The organism is Candidatus Sericytochromatia bacterium (assembly GCA_035285325.1).
In the GTDB taxonomy this organism is placed as follows: Bacteria; Cyanobacteriota; Sericytochromatia; order S15B-MN24; family JAQBPE01; genus JAYKJB01.
In genome coordinates, this window is sequence record JAYKJB010000067.1 from 17,205 (window position 1) to 33,788 (window position 16,584).

The following is a 16,584-nucleotide window of genomic DNA, read 5'->3' on the forward strand; positions in this document are numbered from 1 at the left end:
AGACAAGCGTCTGAAACCCAGATGCCGGCTTCCCTGGCGTGTGTTTCGGGCGTGGCCGCGGCCCCTCCTCATGTCACCAAAGGTCGGCGCGGCGCGCCCTGCCCCCAGGGAAGCGGCGGACGCTCGTCACTCCTTTTTCGACCTTTTTTGTCCATGATTGCCCGACTGGAAAATTCGAGCCTATACTCGTCGGGTCCGTCGGCGAGCCCAGGTCGCCTCCCTCAGGAGGGTCGGCCGCTGCCCTGCCCAAGGTGTGTGTTTGATGACTTCCCTGACTCCGGTGAGCGTCTCCCTGTCCCCGTCGCCGCGGGCGTGCGACCCGCCACTCGGCGGGCCTTCCCCAAGCGCCGCCCGCCCTTGTCGCCATCCAGGCAGACACAAGGCTCCGAGTCGGCACGATGAGGTCAAGGCCCAGGTGCTGGCCTTACTCGCCCACGAGCTGCGCACGCCGCTGCAGCTGGTCACGGGCTTGCAGGACACGCTGGAACTGGCCTTGGAGGCTCAGGAAGAGAGCCACACCGTGGCCGGGGTCTTGCAGAGCCTGCGCGAAGCCCAGGCGCAGCTGAGCGCGGTGATCGGTGATGTGCTGACGGCCGCGGCGCTGGCCACCGGGCAGACCTCGCTTCAGCGGGAGCGCTTCTGCCTGGCGATGATGGGACGCGATGTGCTGACGCTGCTGGCACCGCGGGCGCAAGCCAAGGGCCTGCAGCTGACCCTGCGCCTGCCGTCCGAATTGCCCCTGCTGCAGGGGGATGAGCCGCGCCTCGGCGATGCGCTCTCGCGGCTGCTCGGTCACGTGATCGATCTGGCCCCGCCTGATTCCGTCGTGAGCCTGCGCGGCTTTCTCATGCCGGGGCGGCTGGGCGTCTCGGTGGACGATCGCAGTGAATGTTTGCTGACGCACGTGCAGCCGCCTTTACCGGTTTGCTGGCACGAGGTGGAATCCCTGGATGTGCGGAAAGGTCCGGGCCTCGGGTTGGGGCTGTTCATTGCCCGACGGATCATCGAGGCCCACGGGGGCCGGATCGGCCTGCGGGCCGTGGCGGGGGCGGGCAACTCCTTCTGGTTCACCTTGCCCTTGCCGGCCTGATCGCACGGCGGTGACCCCCACGTGTCGCCTGCCGCACCTGGATGAGGGGCCCATGCCCGTCTGGTTCCTTTGCGCGTGTCTGCTGGGGATGCCGCTGCCGGTCGAGGCGGCGCCCTTGGCCCTGGAAGCCCTCGTGGATGTGGCGGTGGCGCGTCACCCCGCCATCACGGCCGCTCGGGCCCACGCCGCGGCGGCCGCCGCGCAGGCAGCCGCCGCGCGGGCGCCCTACTGGCCCCAGGTTTCGGGTGAGGCCGCGACCGCGCTGACCACCAATGTGTCGCCCTCTCAGACGGCGGCGCAGCCATTTCAGCTCTCGGCCGCTGGCGTTCAGCTCCGACAACAGCTGTTTGACTTTGGCCGGACCGCCCAGCGCGCGGCGGAGGCCGATGCGCAGGCCGCGGCCTGGCAGGGCGAGGTGGAGATCGCCATGGTGGAGGCCGCCTGCGCCACCCGGCGAGCCTATTTCGACTGGGCCCGCGCGCGGGCCGAGGCGCGTGCGGCCGAGGACGGTTTTCAGGCTGCCAGCGTGGTCTATCGTCAGGCCCTGGCCTTCTGGGAGGCGGGCCGCCGGCCCAAGATCGAGGCCGTGCGGATCGAGGCCGATCGCGAGGCGGCCCGGGGGGATCTGGCCCTTGCCAGGTCCGCGGCCGAGGGTGCCCGGCGGGCCCTGGCGGCGTCCCTGGCGCTCGATGAAATACCGGCTGGCGAGCCGGTTTTTTCGGGGTTGCCGGCGCTGGTTAACCAGCCGCTGGTCGACCTGGTGGCGCGGGCCATGACGCGTCATCCTGCGCTGGTGGCTGCCGCTTGGCAGGCCGAGGCCGGGACCGCGCGGGCGCACGCCGCAGCGCGTTCCGGCTGGCCGGAACTGGTGGCCGATGCCTCTTATGGGGTGCGGGTGCGGGACGCGTCGCCCGCCCCCCTCTGGTCCAGCGGCGTGAGTCTGTCGCTGCCGTTGTTCACGGGGTATGCCCTGACCCGTCGCTGGGAGGCTGCTCGGGCCGAAGCGGAGGCGGCCGCGGCGCTGCAGGCGGAGCGCGCCCGCCGCGTGCGGCTGGAGGTGGAGCAGGCCTACTGGGGGTTGCGCGGGGCACGCGATCGGCGACCGGCGGCCGCGGCGCGCTTCCGCGCCGCACGAGAAACCTGGCGCCTGGCGCTGAGGCGCTATCGGGATGGGGTGGGCCAGGCGGTCGAGCTCACGGACGCGCGCGCCCTGTGGGGGGTGGCCGAAGTGGCCGAGGTGCGCGCGGAGGCCGAGCTCCATCGGGCCGTGGCCGAGCTCTGGCGTGCCTTGGGGGAAACTGGTCGCGAACGTTCCCTGTCACCGCCGTAAGCGTCGCGACCAGCGCGAGCGGGAGAGGACGGCAGCCGCCCTTGCGGTCCGGGGGCGCAGGCTGCCCGCAGGGCGCTCGGGCCGCATCCGATTCGCCACGGGATGAGGCTCGGGAGGCAAGTTCTCGCCCGTTCGGGCGGATAACCGGTTCATGACGAGGCCTTACCATCGGCGCATGCGCCAGCACGTGCTTTCCTGTCTTTGCCTGACCACCCTGCTGACGGCCTGTGGTCAGGGGCGTGTCCTGGTGCCACCGGCCAGGCCGGCGACCAGTCAGACCGGGATCTGGCGCGCTCAGGAAGAGCCTTTGGCGGCTGGGCGACGCCTGCCGGAGCTGCGTTTGCCGCTCACGGAGGCTGGCTTCCGGCGCCTCCAGTCGGCCTTGCCCTGGCGCGCGGAAACGTCACGCCTGGATTACAGTTACGACTGCTGGGACGGGGAGCGATTCCGGCGCATGCAACAGCCCGAGGCGCCCAGACTACGCTTGAAACTCAAGGGCGAGAAGACCGAGTGGCAGGTTTCGCGGGGGGTGGAGCGGGTCACGATTGCGCCGGTCGGCTTGCCGGTCACCCTCTCGATCGTGGAGACCTGGGAGGGACGCCTCGCGGATGACGCCGCGGGGGCGCTCCGGCTCGCCACCCAGGCTTTCTTTTTGCGACTCGATCTCGGGGGCCCGCCGCTGCTGGCCAGCGCCCGCGACGTGGATCGCCAGTGGCGTGCCCTGCCCGCCTGGGCAGGCCAGCAGCCCTTTGGGGGGCCGGCCCAGGCGGCTTTGTTCCCCAGCGCCATGAAACGTCGCAACGGCTGGACGGTCACCCTGCCGCGAGAAGAGGTGGGTGGCGGCCTGAAGCTGGGCCTGCACTTTGACGAGAGTCGCGATGACGCGGGGCGTTGGCGGGAGCGTTTCGAGATCGAGGCCGAGCCGGAGGAACGGTCCTCCCGGGAACAGCTGGTGGCGGCCGCCGCGGACTTTGGCAAGTTGCTGGCGGCATCGGGGCTGACCACCGACGAGGTCGGTGGCGAGACGCCAGATGCCACCCTCTTCACGGCCCAGCAGTTGCGTCAGAGTGACGCCTTGAACCCGTTTTTGCCGGCCCACCTGGGCCTCCAAGGTTCGACGGGGACGGCGCGGGGGACTTACCAGCCGGCGTCGCGCAAGATGTTGTCCGCTTCGATGATGTAGCGGGAAAACAGGCTCTCTCCCCGCGCATCCTGGACGTTCTTGGCCCGACCGAGGTCGCGGCGCGCCCGGGAGAGGTCTCGCCCCTTCATCAGATTGGCATACATGGCATTCAGGTACTTGCCGACTTCCACGTCGGGGTCGTTCAGCGTGCCCATGGCGTCCCAGCCGATGTGCGTGGCGGTGGCGGCCACGTAACTGGAGTAGTCGGCGCGGAAACGATAGCTCTCATCGGCCAGACGGCTGACGGCCCAGGATTTCTTGGCCACCACCGCGCCGTGGTTCTTGTCGAGCGGTTTCGACCGATAGCTGTCATAGATCGGCGGCAAGACAGGCGTTTGCGAAAACTCGCCGACCATCCCGGCCTGGCCGTCCCAGCCTGGCGCCGCCGGTGCCGCCAAGCTGCCCGGCGGCCTCACGGCCCCGGCCCCCCAGCTGCCCGGGCCGCCTGTCGTGGTCCAGCTGGGCGGTGCCACGGGATACACGGCCCCCATGCCTGGCGAAGCCGGGCGCGCGGCCAGCGGATTCGGTTGATTCATGGCTTCCCGCAGAATGGCGTAGACCCGATCGTTGCCTCCGGCCCGGGCGAGCGTCAGCGCATTGGCCCCGCGGGGGTCCGTGACGTAGGGGTTGGCCCCGCGCCGTAGCAGCAGTTCCACCACCCCGGCATGACCTTCCTGGGCCGCCCACATGAGCGGCGTGTAGCCCGTCCGGTCGGCCGGGTTGACGGCTGCATAGCGGCCGATCAGAAACTCCACCACGTGCAGGTGTCCGTGTTGCGCCGCCCACGTCATGGGCGTGTAGCCCTCCTCGTCGCGCCAGTTGACGTTCCCGCCCGCCTCGACGAGGTCGCGCACACGCCACAGTTGCCCGTGGGCCGCTGCCGCCATCAGTTCGCGATTCACGTCACCGGCCGCGTTGACGTGCGCGACGGCCGGCGCAGCGACGCCAGCCACACTCAGGATCACCGCGATCGCCAGCACGTGTTGGAAGACCATCTTGCAAACTCCTCAGGTCGCCGGCGATGCGGCCGGTTGGCCACACCTCCGCCCGGCCTTTGCATACCCCCCGGCGGGGCCTGTATCACAAGTGTTATGTGTCTTCAAGCCGCTCGTCACGCGGGTTTGCGCAACGTGCCACTGGCTGGCATCAACGGGCACTCAGCAAACGCACCAGACGGGCCAGCTGACGCCGCTGTTCCGAGGAACCGGTGGCCTGAAGGCCCCGCGCCATGCTGTGCAGGGCCGGTTTGCCGGCCTGCCGCAAGACCTCGTCGTCCAGGCGCCCGAGCAGCTCCAGCGTGACGCGCTCTCGTTGCGCGTGCGGAAATCGATCCAACACGTCTGGCAAGGACGCGGGTGTCAGGCGCACCGCCGCCGTGGCGGCGGCGGTGGCCAGGGCCGCTCGGGCAGGCTGCCCCGCCTCTCCTGGGGCGACGGTCTCTGCCAGGGCCAGGCAGGCCTCCCGTACGGACGGTGAGACCCGGGCCAGGCGGTCCTCCTCCAGACTCAGGGCGAAGCGGCCATAATCATCCAGGTGCGCGATCCATTCCGGCAAGACGAGCTCGGCGTGCGTTCGGATCAGCGAGGCCACCAATCGTGGCAGCAGGGGGTCCTGGGGATCGTGGCGGTGGGTGTCCCTCAGCATGGTGGCGCGACGTTCCGGTCCGAGAATGTCCAGCTCGCGGCCGTGGCGTTCGCGTTCGGGATCGCGCAGGAAGCCGGGCTCGACCGGTTCGACAGGCTCGCTGGTGGGTGGCTGGGCTGGGGGGACGGGGGGCGTCGCCCGGGTGGGCGTCGGACGCGGCGCTGGTGGGCGCCGCGGAGGCGCCCCGCCGGCCCCCAGCGCTGCCAGCAGGCCGCTGCGGTATTCAGCCAGCTGCCGGGCGGCCCCCTCTTGGAGGTGGCTCGCGTCGGCCTCTTCCATGACGTGTGCTTCCGCTTGCTGCAGGCGAGCAAGACACGCTTGCAGCTCGGCGTAGCGAAAGCGACCATCGGGCTGCAGCAACCCCCCCGGGGGGGGGAGCGGGCCCAGGGTTCGTGCGAGCTGGTCTTCCAGGTCGGGACGTGCGGCCCACTTCCGCGCGAGCGCCTGCGCCAGGGCCGCCAATCGATCGAGCGAGATTTGCTTGGGGTTCGCTTGTCCGGGCGGGCCATCCGGAATGTGGGTCAGTTCCGTGCGCAGGCTTTCCAGCCAGGCTTCATCTTGCTGGCGCGCGGCCTCTCGGGCCGCGGCGTCGGCCGGAACCACAGGGTCGAGGGCGGCCAGGGCGATCGCGTCGTGCGCCTCCTGTTCGCGTTGCTTGGCCCGTGTGGCCTCATCCAGTCGGCCCGTTTCCGCCAGCAAGGGCCCGGACAGCGTGCCGGCGCGCACGCGGGCGTTCAGCTCGCGCTGGAGGGCCAGGACTTCCCATTCCGGCACCCTGGCTCGTTCGATCGGATCTTCCGCCATGATTGCCTCGGTTCCTCTCGCTCCTCGCTTACCCGCGCGGGCCGGGCCTGCATCCCGCCCCGGTGCGTTTGACGAGCCTCCTCATGCGGGGCAAGATGGCGGAGGTCTTGCCCCAATCGAACGAGGGGAGCAACAGCGCGGTGTGGGATCCACGTCGAATTGCCATGGCCGCCAGCATCGCCGCGGCAGGGATCATGCTGGTCGGGAAACTGGGAGCCTGGTGGCTGACTGGTTCGGCGGCCATCTTTTCGGACGCGATCGAATCCGTCATTCATCTGGTTGCCACCGGGGTGGCCACGTTCGGCCTGTGGTGGACGACCCAGCCCGCGGATGAGGACCATCCCTACGGCCACGGCAAGTTTGCCTACTTCTCGGCCGGATTTGAGGGGGCCCTGATCCTGGTGGCGGCCCTCTCGATCATCGCGACCGGGGTGCGGGCGCTGATCGTGGGACCGGCCCTGCAGGAACTGGGGTTGGGCCTGCTGATCACGGCCGCCCTGGCGCTGCTCAATTTGTTTCTGGGGCTGTACCTGGTCCAGGCCGGTAAGCGCCATCAGTCGCTGGTGCTGGTGGCCAATGGCCAGCATGTGCTGACCGACAGCTGGACCAGTGCCGGCGTGGTGGTCGGCGTGGGCCTGGTCTGGCTGACGGGGGTGCTGTGGCTCGACCCGTTGGTGGCGATCGCCGTGGGGCTGAACATCGTCTGGACCGCCTGGCGCTTGCTGAAGGCGAGCTTCGAGGGACTGATGGACCGCACCCATCCGGATGAGAGCAACCGCCTGGATGCCTGCTTGCGGCAGGCGCAGGCGGAGGGTCTGATTGTGGGGTATCACCAGGTGCGCCACCGGCGCGTGGGGCATGAGGTCCTGATCGAGGCCCATCTGCTCTTTCAGGACGAGGCCAGCCTGCAAGCCGCCCATCGCGTGGCGGGGGTGGTGGAGCGTCGCATCGGTGCCCTGTTCCCGGGTGAGAACGTCACGGTGACGACCCACCTGGAGCCGGCCTGTCACGACGACGAGCATCCCGAGAGCCATGCAGACTACGGGCCGCCGACGGTCGACTCGCTGGCCTGAAACCCGCACAGATCGGCAGATCTGGCCCTGTTATCGTCATACGCAAAGACGTTCAGAGCGGTGCTTCCTTGATGAGGGGCGAGGACCGTGAGCGGCCTCACGCCTGGGTTGTCGCGATCATCACCGCTGAAAGCGGCACCAGATCTTACACTGGCGAAGTCGCCCTCGGAGTTCTTTGTATCGCCGCGCCATGCCAATGACCGATCATCCTCACTATCGCCAGGGTCGCACTTGCCTCGAACGGGAACGTTACGAGGACGCGCTGGAGATCTTCACCGAATTGCTGGAGGCAAGCCCCGGCGAGCCTGACCTGCACCTGCAGCGTGGCAAGGCGCGCGGCGCCCTCGGCGATCTGGTCGGAGCGACCGAGGATTACGGGGCCACCTTGCTGGCCGGTGATCTGGAACAGTGCTATGAAGCCCGCTTGCGGCGCGGCCTGATCTTCACCGAGCAACTGGCGCTGGCCGACGCCCACCGCGATTTTTCGGCGGCCGCCACGCTCTGCGGCAAACGGTTGGCTCCTTACCACCATCGTGGCTGGGCGCGCTACCTCGACGGCGACCTGCAAGGTGCGGTGGAGGATTACACCGAGGTCTTGCGGCGTCGCCCCGACCACGTGCCGACCTGGTACCTGCGGGGGCGGGCCCGCTTTGACCAGGAGGATTTCGACGGCGCGATGGCCGACTTCCTGGTGGCCATGGTGCTCAAGCCGGAACATCCGGAAGCGGGCTTCCAGTTTCAGATCGCCGCCGAGGTGGCGGCTCGTCATGAGCGGGGCCCCCTGTACGCGGGCGACGCTGGAGATCCCACCTGCGCGCCGCCCGATGACTGGCAAGGGTTCATGGCGCGGGCGGAGGCGCGCCGGCACGCCGGCGACTGGCTGGGTGCCATGGCCGATTATTTCGGGGCCTTGCGTTGCCGGATCAACTGCCCGGAGGCTCGTCTGGGCGTCGCCATGGCCCGCGAGGGCCTGTTGCAGGAGGCGTCCGCACGGGTGGCCGCTGAGCGCATCGAGGCCGTCCCGAGTGACATTCGGGCCTTTGTGCGACGGGCGGATGCCCTGCGTCGCCTGGGGCGCCCCGAAGACGCCTGTGCGGTCCTGCTGGCGGCGCGTCGCGTCGACAGTCGCGATCCGGAAGTCCACGCTGAACTGGGCCTGACGCTGGCCTGCTGGCTGGGCGATCTGGCCGGTGCGTTACCACATTTCGACGAGGCCCTGCGGCACGAACCCAACCACGTAGAAGCCCGGCGCCATCGCGCGATCGCCCGGCGGGAGCTCGGACGGCTGGCCGACGCCATCCAGGATTTCGACATGCTGGAGCAACTGATTCCCGGCGACCGGACGCTGTATCTCAACCGGGGGCTGACGCACGAGGCTTCTGGTGATTGGTCGGCGGCGGAGCGGGACTACGGCTTGGGGCTGCGCGTGGTCGCGGACCACGTCGGTCTGCTCTGGCGCAGGGCCTGTGCGCGGCTGGCGTTGGGTCATCAGGAACTGGCCCGACTGGACCTCGAACGCGTCCTGGCGCTGCGGCCTGAGGTGTCCGGCCTGCTGGCCAGGGACGCCCAGAGTGGTGGGGCCGGCAGTGCACGGGCCGATCTCGAGGCGGCCCTGGTGGCGTTCGCCCGCTTGCGCCCTGAGGTGGTGGCTGACCAGATGGCGGACTATCGGGCCTTGCTGAGTAGTCGCCGGCCGCGCGCCTGCTAGGCGGGTGAGGCTCAGGCCTGCTGTTGATACATCAGGAGCACATCCAGCTGGGGCCGTTTGAGCTTGCCGGAGCGGACCATCAGTTCGCCCAGGCGTTGCCGGGAATGGCGCTGCTCGTCGAGCAGGCTGACCAGCTCGGCGGGCTTGAGCACCCCACGCTCCAGCGCCACCAGGCCCAGCGGCTTGCGCGCAGACGGCACGGCCGCCAGCTTGCGCTGCAGCGACACGTAGCGGGCCAGCGAGGCGACCGGCAACAGGCCCTGCTCCAGCACCACCTGTCCGAAGGCGCGGGGGTAGCCGCCCTGGCGATGCCAGTTCCACGCGCGCAGGGCCTGATCGAGTCGGTCTCCCGTCAGCACCCCTTCGAGATACAGGATGTGGGCCAGCAGGGGTTTCTTGCGGGGCAGTTCGGCAGTTCCGGCCATGATGGTCTTCCAGCTCGTTCGGTGGGGCTGCGGGGGTTATCGCGCGGTCTTCGCGCCACGGTGCGAGAATTAATCAACCTTTAACAGCGTGATGTTGGATCAGGGCCATCTGGGTGATCGCGGTCAGGCCGGCGAGCGCAGAGGCGTAGCGGAAGTGAGTGACGGCGTGCTGGTAACCCCATCGGCGGACGAGGAATTTGCAGCGCTGGCGCAGCGCTACCACGAGGCGCAGATGAAGCGTCACCCCACCTGGGCCACGGCCCTGGGGGTGCATGCGCATGATGGCGTGCTGGAGGATTTCACCCTGGCGGGCCAGGCCGACGCCGTGCAAGCGTGGCGCGAATTTCGCTTCGCCTTCGAGGCCTTCGATCCGTGCGATCTCAGCCCGGTTCACGCCCATGACCGGGAGTGGCTGCTGGCCCATATCAGCGGCGCGATCGAAACGGCCACCGTCGTGCGTCCCCTGGAACGTAACCCGGACGCTTACGCCAGTGCCTTGACCGAGAGCGCCTTCAGTCTGGTGAATCGACAGTTCGCACCGCCTGAGGAGCGTTTGGAGGCCCTGCTGGGCCGGATGAGCGCCATGCCCGGGGTGCTGCGGGAGGCGGAGGTCAACCTGGCCCAGCCCCCCCGGGTGTACACCGAGATCACCCTCGCGCAGCTTCCGGGCAATCGCGCTTTTTTCGAGACCACGGTGTCGGAGGCTTTTGCGGGCCTGCTCTCGGAGGCGCAGACGCGCAGGCTGGAGGCCGCTTGTCAGGACGTCGTGGCCGCCTTCGAGCGCTTCGAGGGCTTCCTGCGGGAGACCCTGTTGCCTCGCTCGAACGGCTCGTTCGCGCTGGGGGCAGATGCCTTCGCGCGCAAGCTGTACCACGACGAGCTCGTGGAGATCCCCCTGGCCCGGTTGAAGGCGGTGGGCGAGGCGGACCTTCGGCGCAATCAGGCGGAATTGCGGCAGCTGGCGGAAACGTTGCAGCCCGGCACGCCACCGGCGCAGACGCTGGTCTTGCTCGGGCGCGACCACGTGCCGGCCGCGTCGCTGCTGGACACCACCCAGGCCATGCTGGAAGAGATCCGGGGCTTCATCGCCGCGCGTGACCTGCTGAGCTTGCCTGCCGACAAGCCGCTGCGGGTGGTGGAAACCCCGCCCTTCATGCGGGCGACGGTGGCCGCCGCCATGGACACGCCCGGGCCGTTCGAAGGCGTCTCCACCGAGGCTTTCTACTACATGACCTTGCCCAATCCGACCTGGCCGCTCGCCGAGCAGGAGGCTTACATGGCGCAGTGGACCGAGGCGGGGCTGAGCAATCTGTCGGTGCATGAGGCCTATCCAGGCCATTACGTGCAATTTCTGTTGATGGGCGCGTTTCCTTCCTTGACCCGGCGCGTCCTGTGGGCGCCCTCCAATGCGGAGGGCTGGGCGCACTACTGCGAGGCCATGATGCTGGAGCAGGGCTTTCGCGACGATCTGCCGCGCTACCGCATCGCCATGTTGCAGGATGCCCTGCTGCGCAATGCGCGCCTGATCGTCGGCCTCGGTCTCCACACCGAGGGCATGACACTGGACGAGGCGCAGGCCTTTTTCGAGCGAGAGGCCTTTCTGGCCCGTCCGGTCGCGCAGGCCGAGGCTTGGCGGGGGACGCTCGATCCGACCTACGGTTACTACACGCTGGGCAAGCTCATGCTTGCCAAATTGCGGGAGGACTATGCGGCCCTGCAGGGTGCTCGCTTCTCCTTGCGGGCCTTTCACGACGCCTTTCTGGCTCAGGGGCCGCTGCCGATCCCCCTGATCCGGGAAGCGCTGCTGGGCACCCGTGATGGCTTGCTCTAGAGGGCGTTGCTCCCGGCGTCCAGCTTCCGCGCTCAGGCAATGGGCAGGATCTGCCCTGCGACGTACCAGGCGCCGCCGGCCACGTGCAGCACGCCCGGGCCTGATTGCTCCAGCACCTGGGCCAGGCGTTCGGCCAGCCGCCAGGCTGCCTCGTTGCCAGCCACCCGTGGAACCACCAAGGTGAGAATAAGACGCGTCTCGGCCAGCTGGCGCAGGGCCAGCGCCCGGGGCGGGCTGACTGGCAGGCGCTGCAGGGCGGTCCGGGCGCGCTCCAGTTCGAGATCGGGCAGGCGCCACGCTTCGCGGGTCACGTGCTCCAGCTCAAGCACCACCGGGGGCGCGCCGTCGCGCCAGGCCCAGCTCAGCGTGTCCCAGTGGATGTCGTCGGCCGGAATGTCGAGGTGATCCGGATGCAGGCTGCCCCAGCCGTCGCTGCTTCCCAGCCCTTCGCGCAGCTGCTTGGGCGTCGGCGGAGCCGGGGCGTTCAAAAAGATCGTGTAATCATGCGGCATGGCGGCCCTTGCTGGGGGAATTGCCAGTTTCACTGGCGCGCGGGGAAGCCTTCCAGTATGCTAATCGCTCGCTGGCTTGGTGCCAATCCACTCCACCACTGCGGACGCCGTCCCGCTTCACCAGGAGGAAAGATGTCCAAGAAATCGTTGCCGACGCTGGCCCTCGCGCTGGCCACCGTGTTTGTGACCGCCCTGCCCGCTCAGGCGTATCTGAACCCGACGCCGGTACGTGACACGGAAGCGGACGCGGTCCATGGGGAGGCCCTCAAGCACGGTCATCATCTCAAACTCGACGGGAAGTATGGCCCGCTCACGGAAGCGGCCGTTCGTCGGTTTCAGACGACACACAAGCTGAAGGTGGACGGCATCATCGGCACGGAGACGCGCAAGGCGCTGGGGTTGCCTGCGGGCGAAGCCCTGCGCCCGGGCCTGATGAACAATGATGAGGTCCGCACTGCCCAGCGCTTGCTCAGCCATCACGAGCACATCTGGCACGAAGCGGCCAAGGCCAAGCCGGCTGAAGCCAAGCCCGCACCGGTGGCGGCCAAGCCTGCGGCACCGGTGGCCCGTCCCGCGGCTCCGGTTGCGGCCCCCAAGGAAGCTGCGGCACCGGTGGTGATTCCCGCCGCCCCGACCCCCGAGCCGTGGACGCCCGCGCCGGTGGTGGTCGCGCCCTCGGCCGATGCGGCCGCGGCGATCGCCCGCTCGTCGTTCTTCGTCTACGGTGGAAACTGGTTCCTGCCCAAGTTCTCCAGCGCCTATGACTTCGACTGGACCATGACCAAGCCGGCCTACATGGCAGGCCTGTCGCTGTGGGCCGACGACTACGGTCTGGCGGGCGACTACACCGCGTTGCCGGCCTTCTTCGTGGGGCCGACCCAGGTGCTGGCCGCTGGGGCCATGTATGACGGTCAGGTGCGCTGGCGTGACGCCGCAGACCAGCAGCGGCTGGGGCTCGGCTACCGCAACCTGTCCGGCAATCACCTGGGCACCGTCAGTTACGCCTTCGACCTGCCGCTGGTCGGCAACGCACTGACCGTGCGGGGCACGGCGCTGGGCGGCACGAACTTCGGCGCCGGCTGGATGGCCGATGGCCGTCTGGGTCTCGGGCTGGGTTTCGGTCCCTTCCTGCTGGATGGCGGCTGGCGCGCGATCGGCCTCAGCGGTTTTGCGGGCACCAACCAGCTGGTCTGGACCCAGGCTCCTTACGCCAACCTGGGCCTGAAGTTCTAGGCTTCGGTTGTTGGATCTGACCAAGGCTCCGAGGTCCCTGAGTCGGGACTTAGGAGCCTTGTCACTGGTCAAACGGCGAAAATTTCCGCTATGCTGTTGCCGCCGCGAATCCGGGCGGTATTGGATTGCCTGCTGGGCCGCGATGGGTGGTGCTTGATGCGCGCATTTTCCTCCTGTTTTTTGGCTGTCTCGATCTGGCTGGCCGCCTGGGGCGCCCCTGAGCCGGTGGAGGCTTATGCCCAGGGCCATCAGTCCCGGTATGGCAGCGTGCGCCAGGCCCCACGGGCTTACCATCGCTTGCGGCGCAAGCGTCAGGCCCTTCGGCTGGCGCCACGTCAACCTTCGCTGCGGGTCGATGGTCATTTTGCGCTGAACACCGACCGCGCCGTCCGGCAGTTTCAGGCCCGTCACGGCATCGCGGTGACGGGGCAGGTGGGGACCATCACGCAGCGGGCGCTCGGGCTGCCACCGGGGCCGGTGCTGCGCTTGGGGCAGCGGGGCCGACGGGTCTCGGCGCTGCAGATCGCACTCATCCGCAGCGCCTACTGGCGTTTGCCGCTGCGCGCGCTGCCGCTCGCGCCGACGGTGGCCCCGCTGGCCAAGGCGCCCGCGCTGCTGCTTCAGCCGCCGCCTGTGCCGGCTCGCCCGAGTGCGCCCGAGTTGCCGGCCTCGACGGCGGGCAAGCCGCTCTCCCAGTGGGCCGCTCAGGCCCCTGCGCCGCCCTCGTTTCCGCCCTTCGTTGCCCCGCCGCCGCCCCGCCCGAACCCGCGGCCGGCCGAGTACAACGAGACGGTGCCCCTGCCCGTTCCGGCTCGCCCGATCGAGGTGCCGGTACGTGCCGAAATGCCGTCCGACCGTCAGGAGATTCGCCAGGCGACCGGCAGCCAGTTCGAATTGCGCGCCGCCGACTGGCTCGTGGCGACGGGTGACAGCCGCACGATCGTCGATTTGGCCCGACCCGGCTGGAACGGGGGATTCTCCTACTGGCGGGGGAACTGGGGGCTCGGTGGGGGGTATGGATTGCTGTCGGACGGTTTGCAACTGATCGACGCCAATCTGCGCTGGCGCGATGACGCAGAGCGCTTGAATCTGGGGGTGGGCTGGCGCGGCGTCACGCAGGGGAACGTCGGTTCCAGCCTGCTGGCGGCCGATGTGGGGTCGCTCTTGCCGCTCTACGCCGATGGCCCCGCGCTGGATGTCTCGGCCGGATGGGGGCTCGGCATTCCGGGCGGTCTCTTCGCCGAGGGGTATCTGGGGCTTCTCGGTCGGCTGGGCCCGCTTCGTTTGCGTGGTGGCTATCGGGGCCTCTTGACCACCGGCGTGACCACGCCCAACCTGTCCGTTTGGCAGGGGCCGCAACTGGGCCTGACGCTGCCCCTTTGAGCGCGGCGCGCGCATACGTTCGAACTCGCCGCGCGGGCGATGGCGTGGGAGAAGGGCGCGCCTTGGCCTTTGCCCCGCCAACAGGGGCACGCGGCCCCGAGGCAGGGGCGCTCTCCCCAGGGTCTTTTAAACAGTTATTTCCGCGATATTAAATCCTTTTTAAACTACCGGCGGCAAAAGGGGCGCAACATGAGGGCCCGGCAGCGTGACAATGGCTGCATGGCTTCTCCCGATTTTGTTTGCCGCGGCCCCTTGGAGGGGGCGTCTTCATGACCAGGTGGTTTTCCTCTCGTGGGGTTGGGCGCGCGCTGGCAGGTCTGTCGGTTTGCTTGTCGTTGCTCGCCTGTGGGCGCGCTGGCTTGTTGCCTGCCGCCTCGTCCGCCGGTTCCCAGCGGCTGGCCGTGCGGCAGGTCAGCGATCCGGCGGCGCCGTTTCCGGGCGACTTCTTGTGGGGGGTTGCCACCTCGGGCCACCAGAGCGAGGGGGGCGATCAGACCAGCAACTGGGCGGCTTGGGGACGTGCTGGCAAGGTGGCGCAGCCGATCGGGCCCGCCATCGATTTCTGGAATCGCTACGAGGAAGACCTTGACCTGGCGGCCGGCTTGGGCCTCAAGGCCTTTCGCTTCAGCCTAGAGTGGGCGCGTATCGAGCCGGAACCGGGCGTCTTCGACCCACAGGCCGTCCAGCACTATCACGACCTGCTGACCGCCGTGCGGGCTCGGGGCATGACCCCGATCGTGACCCTGGTCCATTTTTCTTATCCCGCCTGGCTGGATCAGGCCGATCCCCAGGGGCGGCGGGGCTGGGAGTCAGACCGCATGCCCGAGCAGTTTGCTCGCTTTGCCGGCTGGGCCGCCCAGGAATACGGCTCGGCTGTGGACTGGTGGTTGACGATCAATGAGCCGAATACGTATGCGCTGGTGGGCTACATGGCCGGCATGATGCCCCCGGGCAAGGTCAATCCGTGGGCCTACGCGGCCGTGATGGCGAACATCTCGAAAGCTCACAAGGCTGGCTACGAGGCCATTCATGCCCACGATACCGTGGCCCGGGTGAGCATCAATCCGATCGTGATTCACGCGCGCAACGCGGATCCGGATTACCCGGGCGAGCGCGAAGAGAAGCTGGATGGGCCCCTCAACAAGGGTTTTTACGTCGACGTTCTGAGCTTTTTCGACCAGTTTGCGCCGCGCCGCACCGGGACGAGCGGTACCCCCGCGGCTCCGCAGGCCAAACGCCATCTCGACTTCATGGCGTTCAACTATTTCTATGCCGTGAAGGCCCACGAATTGCCCCTGATTGGCAATTACGAGCGCTGGCCCCTGTATCCGGAGGGTCTCTACGAGGTCGCCAAGAAACTGCACGGCCGCTATCAGTTGCCCTTGATGGTGACGGAGAACGGCATGCCGACCCCCTCGGACAACCCTCGCCCCGATGGCTGGACTCGGGAAGCCTACATCGTGAACCACCTGCTGCACCTGCGCCGGGCCATGGCCGAGGGGGTGCCGGTACTCGGCTACATGCACTGGACCTTGGTCGACAACTACGAGTGGGGCTCCTATGAGCCGAAGTTCGGCCTGTTCGGGGTCGATCGCCGGGACCCCCAGCTGCGCCGCTTTCCCACCGCCTCCGCCGCCGTGTACGAGGCGATCGTCAAGCAGAACCGCATTCCCCCCTACCTGCTGGAACGCTATCAGGGGCGTCGACGCTAGCCGTCTGGCGCGTCCGCCGACGGCACCGCGGAGTGTGGTGAGGCCGGGTCGCTTGACCGCGGTGTGGCGCTCGGCTGTTGCAGGGCGTGGTTCACCCTCGTGGCACGCGCCTGGTTCTGGTGTATCATGGCCCCGCCTGCTGGCGCGGGTCTTCGGTCTCGCGCTCGCTCTCGACCCGGAAGGAGGCTGCCTGAATGAACGCCGTGGTGGTCAAGGATCTTCGCAAGGACTATCCCCGCAGCCCCTATGAGACGCTCGGGGGGATCCCCTGGCTCGCGCGTCTGATCGACAAGGTGCGCGCGGCGCAGGCCGGACAGCTCGGCGAGTACATGGCCTATCCCTGTGGCGGCGATCGCCACTTTCTGGCCACGGCGGGGGTGGAGCCAGAGGCCCTCAAGGCCGTGATTGAGAGCGGCCAGAGCGATGAGGCCATTGCCGCGTGGCTGAAATCCCAGATGTCGGCCGGCTGGGAAACGCGCTTCGAGGCGTATCAGCTGCAGGCCCGCGGGCCCGTCTCCGGTGATTATGCGACGTGGCTGGCCGAGGCCAAGGCCAAGCTGGCGGCCGAGCGGCCCGAACTCGACCTGCGTGCGGCCGACAACTTCAACCGCCTGATCTGTCTGGAGGAAGGGCATCCGCTGCCGGATGTATGAAGG

The 16,584-nt window shown here is 68.6% G+C and carries 14 protein-coding genes; 10 read left to right on the forward strand and 4 right to left on the reverse strand.

Annotated features, from left to right (window positions below; all coding sequences use genetic code 11):
* Positions 1–415: 415 nt before the first annotated feature.
* The 3 genes from VKP62_09505 to VKP62_09515 all read left to right on the forward strand — a co-directional run bounded on the left by VKP62_09505 (position 416) and on the right by VKP62_09515 (position 3,603).
* A complete protein-coding gene (locus VKP62_09505) occupies positions 416–1,090 on the forward strand; it encodes a HAMP domain-containing sensor histidine kinase (GenBank protein MEB3197425.1) in 675 nt (224 codons plus the stop codon).
* A 52-nt stretch (positions 1,091–1,142) separates the two neighbouring features.
* Positions 1,143–2,420: a TolC family protein gene (locus VKP62_09510; protein MEB3197426.1), complete on the forward strand. Its 1,278-nt coding sequence runs from the start codon at positions 1,143–1,145 to the stop codon at positions 2,418–2,420.
* 151 nt (positions 2,421–2,571) lie between these two features.
* Positions 2,572–3,603 (forward strand): hypothetical protein, encoded by a 1,032-nt coding sequence (locus VKP62_09515; protein MEB3197427.1) that lies wholly within the window; start codon positions 2,572–2,574, stop codon positions 3,601–3,603.
* Here VKP62_09515 and VKP62_09520 read toward each other — a convergent pair.
* Together VKP62_09520 and VKP62_09525 are read right to left on the reverse strand one after the other, a co-directional pair.
* On the reverse strand, positions 3,558–4,598 hold the full coding sequence (locus VKP62_09520) for an ankyrin repeat domain-containing protein (GenBank protein MEB3197428.1): 1,041 nt from the start codon (positions 4,596–4,598) through the stop codon (positions 3,558–3,560). The genes VKP62_09515 and VKP62_09520 overlap by 46 nt on opposite strands.
* A gap of 151 nt (positions 4,599–4,749) precedes the next feature.
* Positions 4,750–6,051 (reverse strand): hypothetical protein, encoded by a 1,302-nt coding sequence (locus VKP62_09525; GenBank protein ID MEB3197429.1) that lies wholly within the window; start codon positions 6,049–6,051, stop codon positions 4,750–4,752.
* 83 nt (positions 6,052–6,134) lie between these two features.
* Between VKP62_09525 and VKP62_09530 the strand changes: the two genes are divergently transcribed.
* On the forward strand, positions 6,135–7,124 hold the full coding sequence (locus VKP62_09530; protein ID MEB3197430.1) for a cation diffusion facilitator family transporter: 990 nt from the start codon (positions 6,135–6,137) through the stop codon (positions 7,122–7,124).
* Positions 7,125–7,314: 190 nt separating this feature from the next.
* A complete protein-coding gene (locus VKP62_09535; protein ID MEB3197431.1) occupies positions 7,315–8,832 on the forward strand; it encodes a tetratricopeptide repeat protein in 1,518 nt (505 codons plus the stop codon).
* Positions 8,833–8,843: 11 nt separating this feature from the next.
* Here the strand turns inward: VKP62_09535 and VKP62_09540 are convergent, their stop codons facing one another.
* Positions 8,844–9,257 carry a hypothetical protein gene (locus tag VKP62_09540; GenBank protein MEB3197432.1) on the reverse strand — a complete coding sequence of 138 codons (414 nt, stop codon included), beginning with the start codon at positions 9,255–9,257 and terminating at the stop codon, positions 8,844–8,846.
* Between the two features lie 166 nt (positions 9,258–9,423).
* Here VKP62_09540 and VKP62_09545 point away from each other — a divergent pair, with 166 nt between their 5' ends.
* On the forward strand, positions 9,424–11,088 hold the full coding sequence (locus VKP62_09545; protein ID MEB3197433.1) for a DUF885 domain-containing protein: 1,665 nt from the start codon (positions 9,424–9,426) through the stop codon (positions 11,086–11,088).
* Between the two features lie 32 nt (positions 11,089–11,120).
* Here VKP62_09545 and VKP62_09550 read toward each other — a convergent pair whose 3' ends face one another.
* Entirely contained in the window at positions 11,121–11,600 is a 480-nt protein-coding gene (locus VKP62_09550) for a hypothetical protein (protein ID MEB3197434.1), read from the reverse strand.
* A gap of 132 nt (positions 11,601–11,732) precedes the next feature.
* Between VKP62_09550 and VKP62_09555 the strand changes: the two genes are divergently transcribed.
* From VKP62_09555 to VKP62_09570, 4 genes are all read left to right on the forward strand, one after another.
* Positions 11,733–12,833, forward strand: coding sequence for a peptidoglycan-binding domain-containing protein (locus VKP62_09555; protein MEB3197435.1), 1,101 nt, complete (start codon positions 11,733–11,735; stop codon positions 12,831–12,833).
* A 156-nt stretch (positions 12,834–12,989) separates the two neighbouring features.
* Positions 12,990–14,216 carry a peptidoglycan-binding domain-containing protein gene (locus tag VKP62_09560; protein ID MEB3197436.1) on the forward strand — a complete coding sequence of 409 codons (1,227 nt, stop codon included), beginning with the start codon at positions 12,990–12,992 and terminating at the stop codon, positions 14,214–14,216.
* Positions 14,217–14,485: 269 nt separating this feature from the next.
* Complete coding sequence (locus VKP62_09565; GenBank protein MEB3197437.1) at positions 14,486–15,928, forward strand: family 1 glycosylhydrolase; 1,443 nt, start codon at positions 14,486–14,488, stop codon at positions 15,926–15,928.
* 194 nt (positions 15,929–16,122) lie between these two features.
* Entirely contained in the window at positions 16,123–16,581 is a 459-nt protein-coding gene (locus tag VKP62_09570) for a DUF5069 domain-containing protein (GenBank protein ID MEB3197438.1), read from the forward strand.
* Positions 16,582–16,584 lie beyond the last annotated feature (3 nt).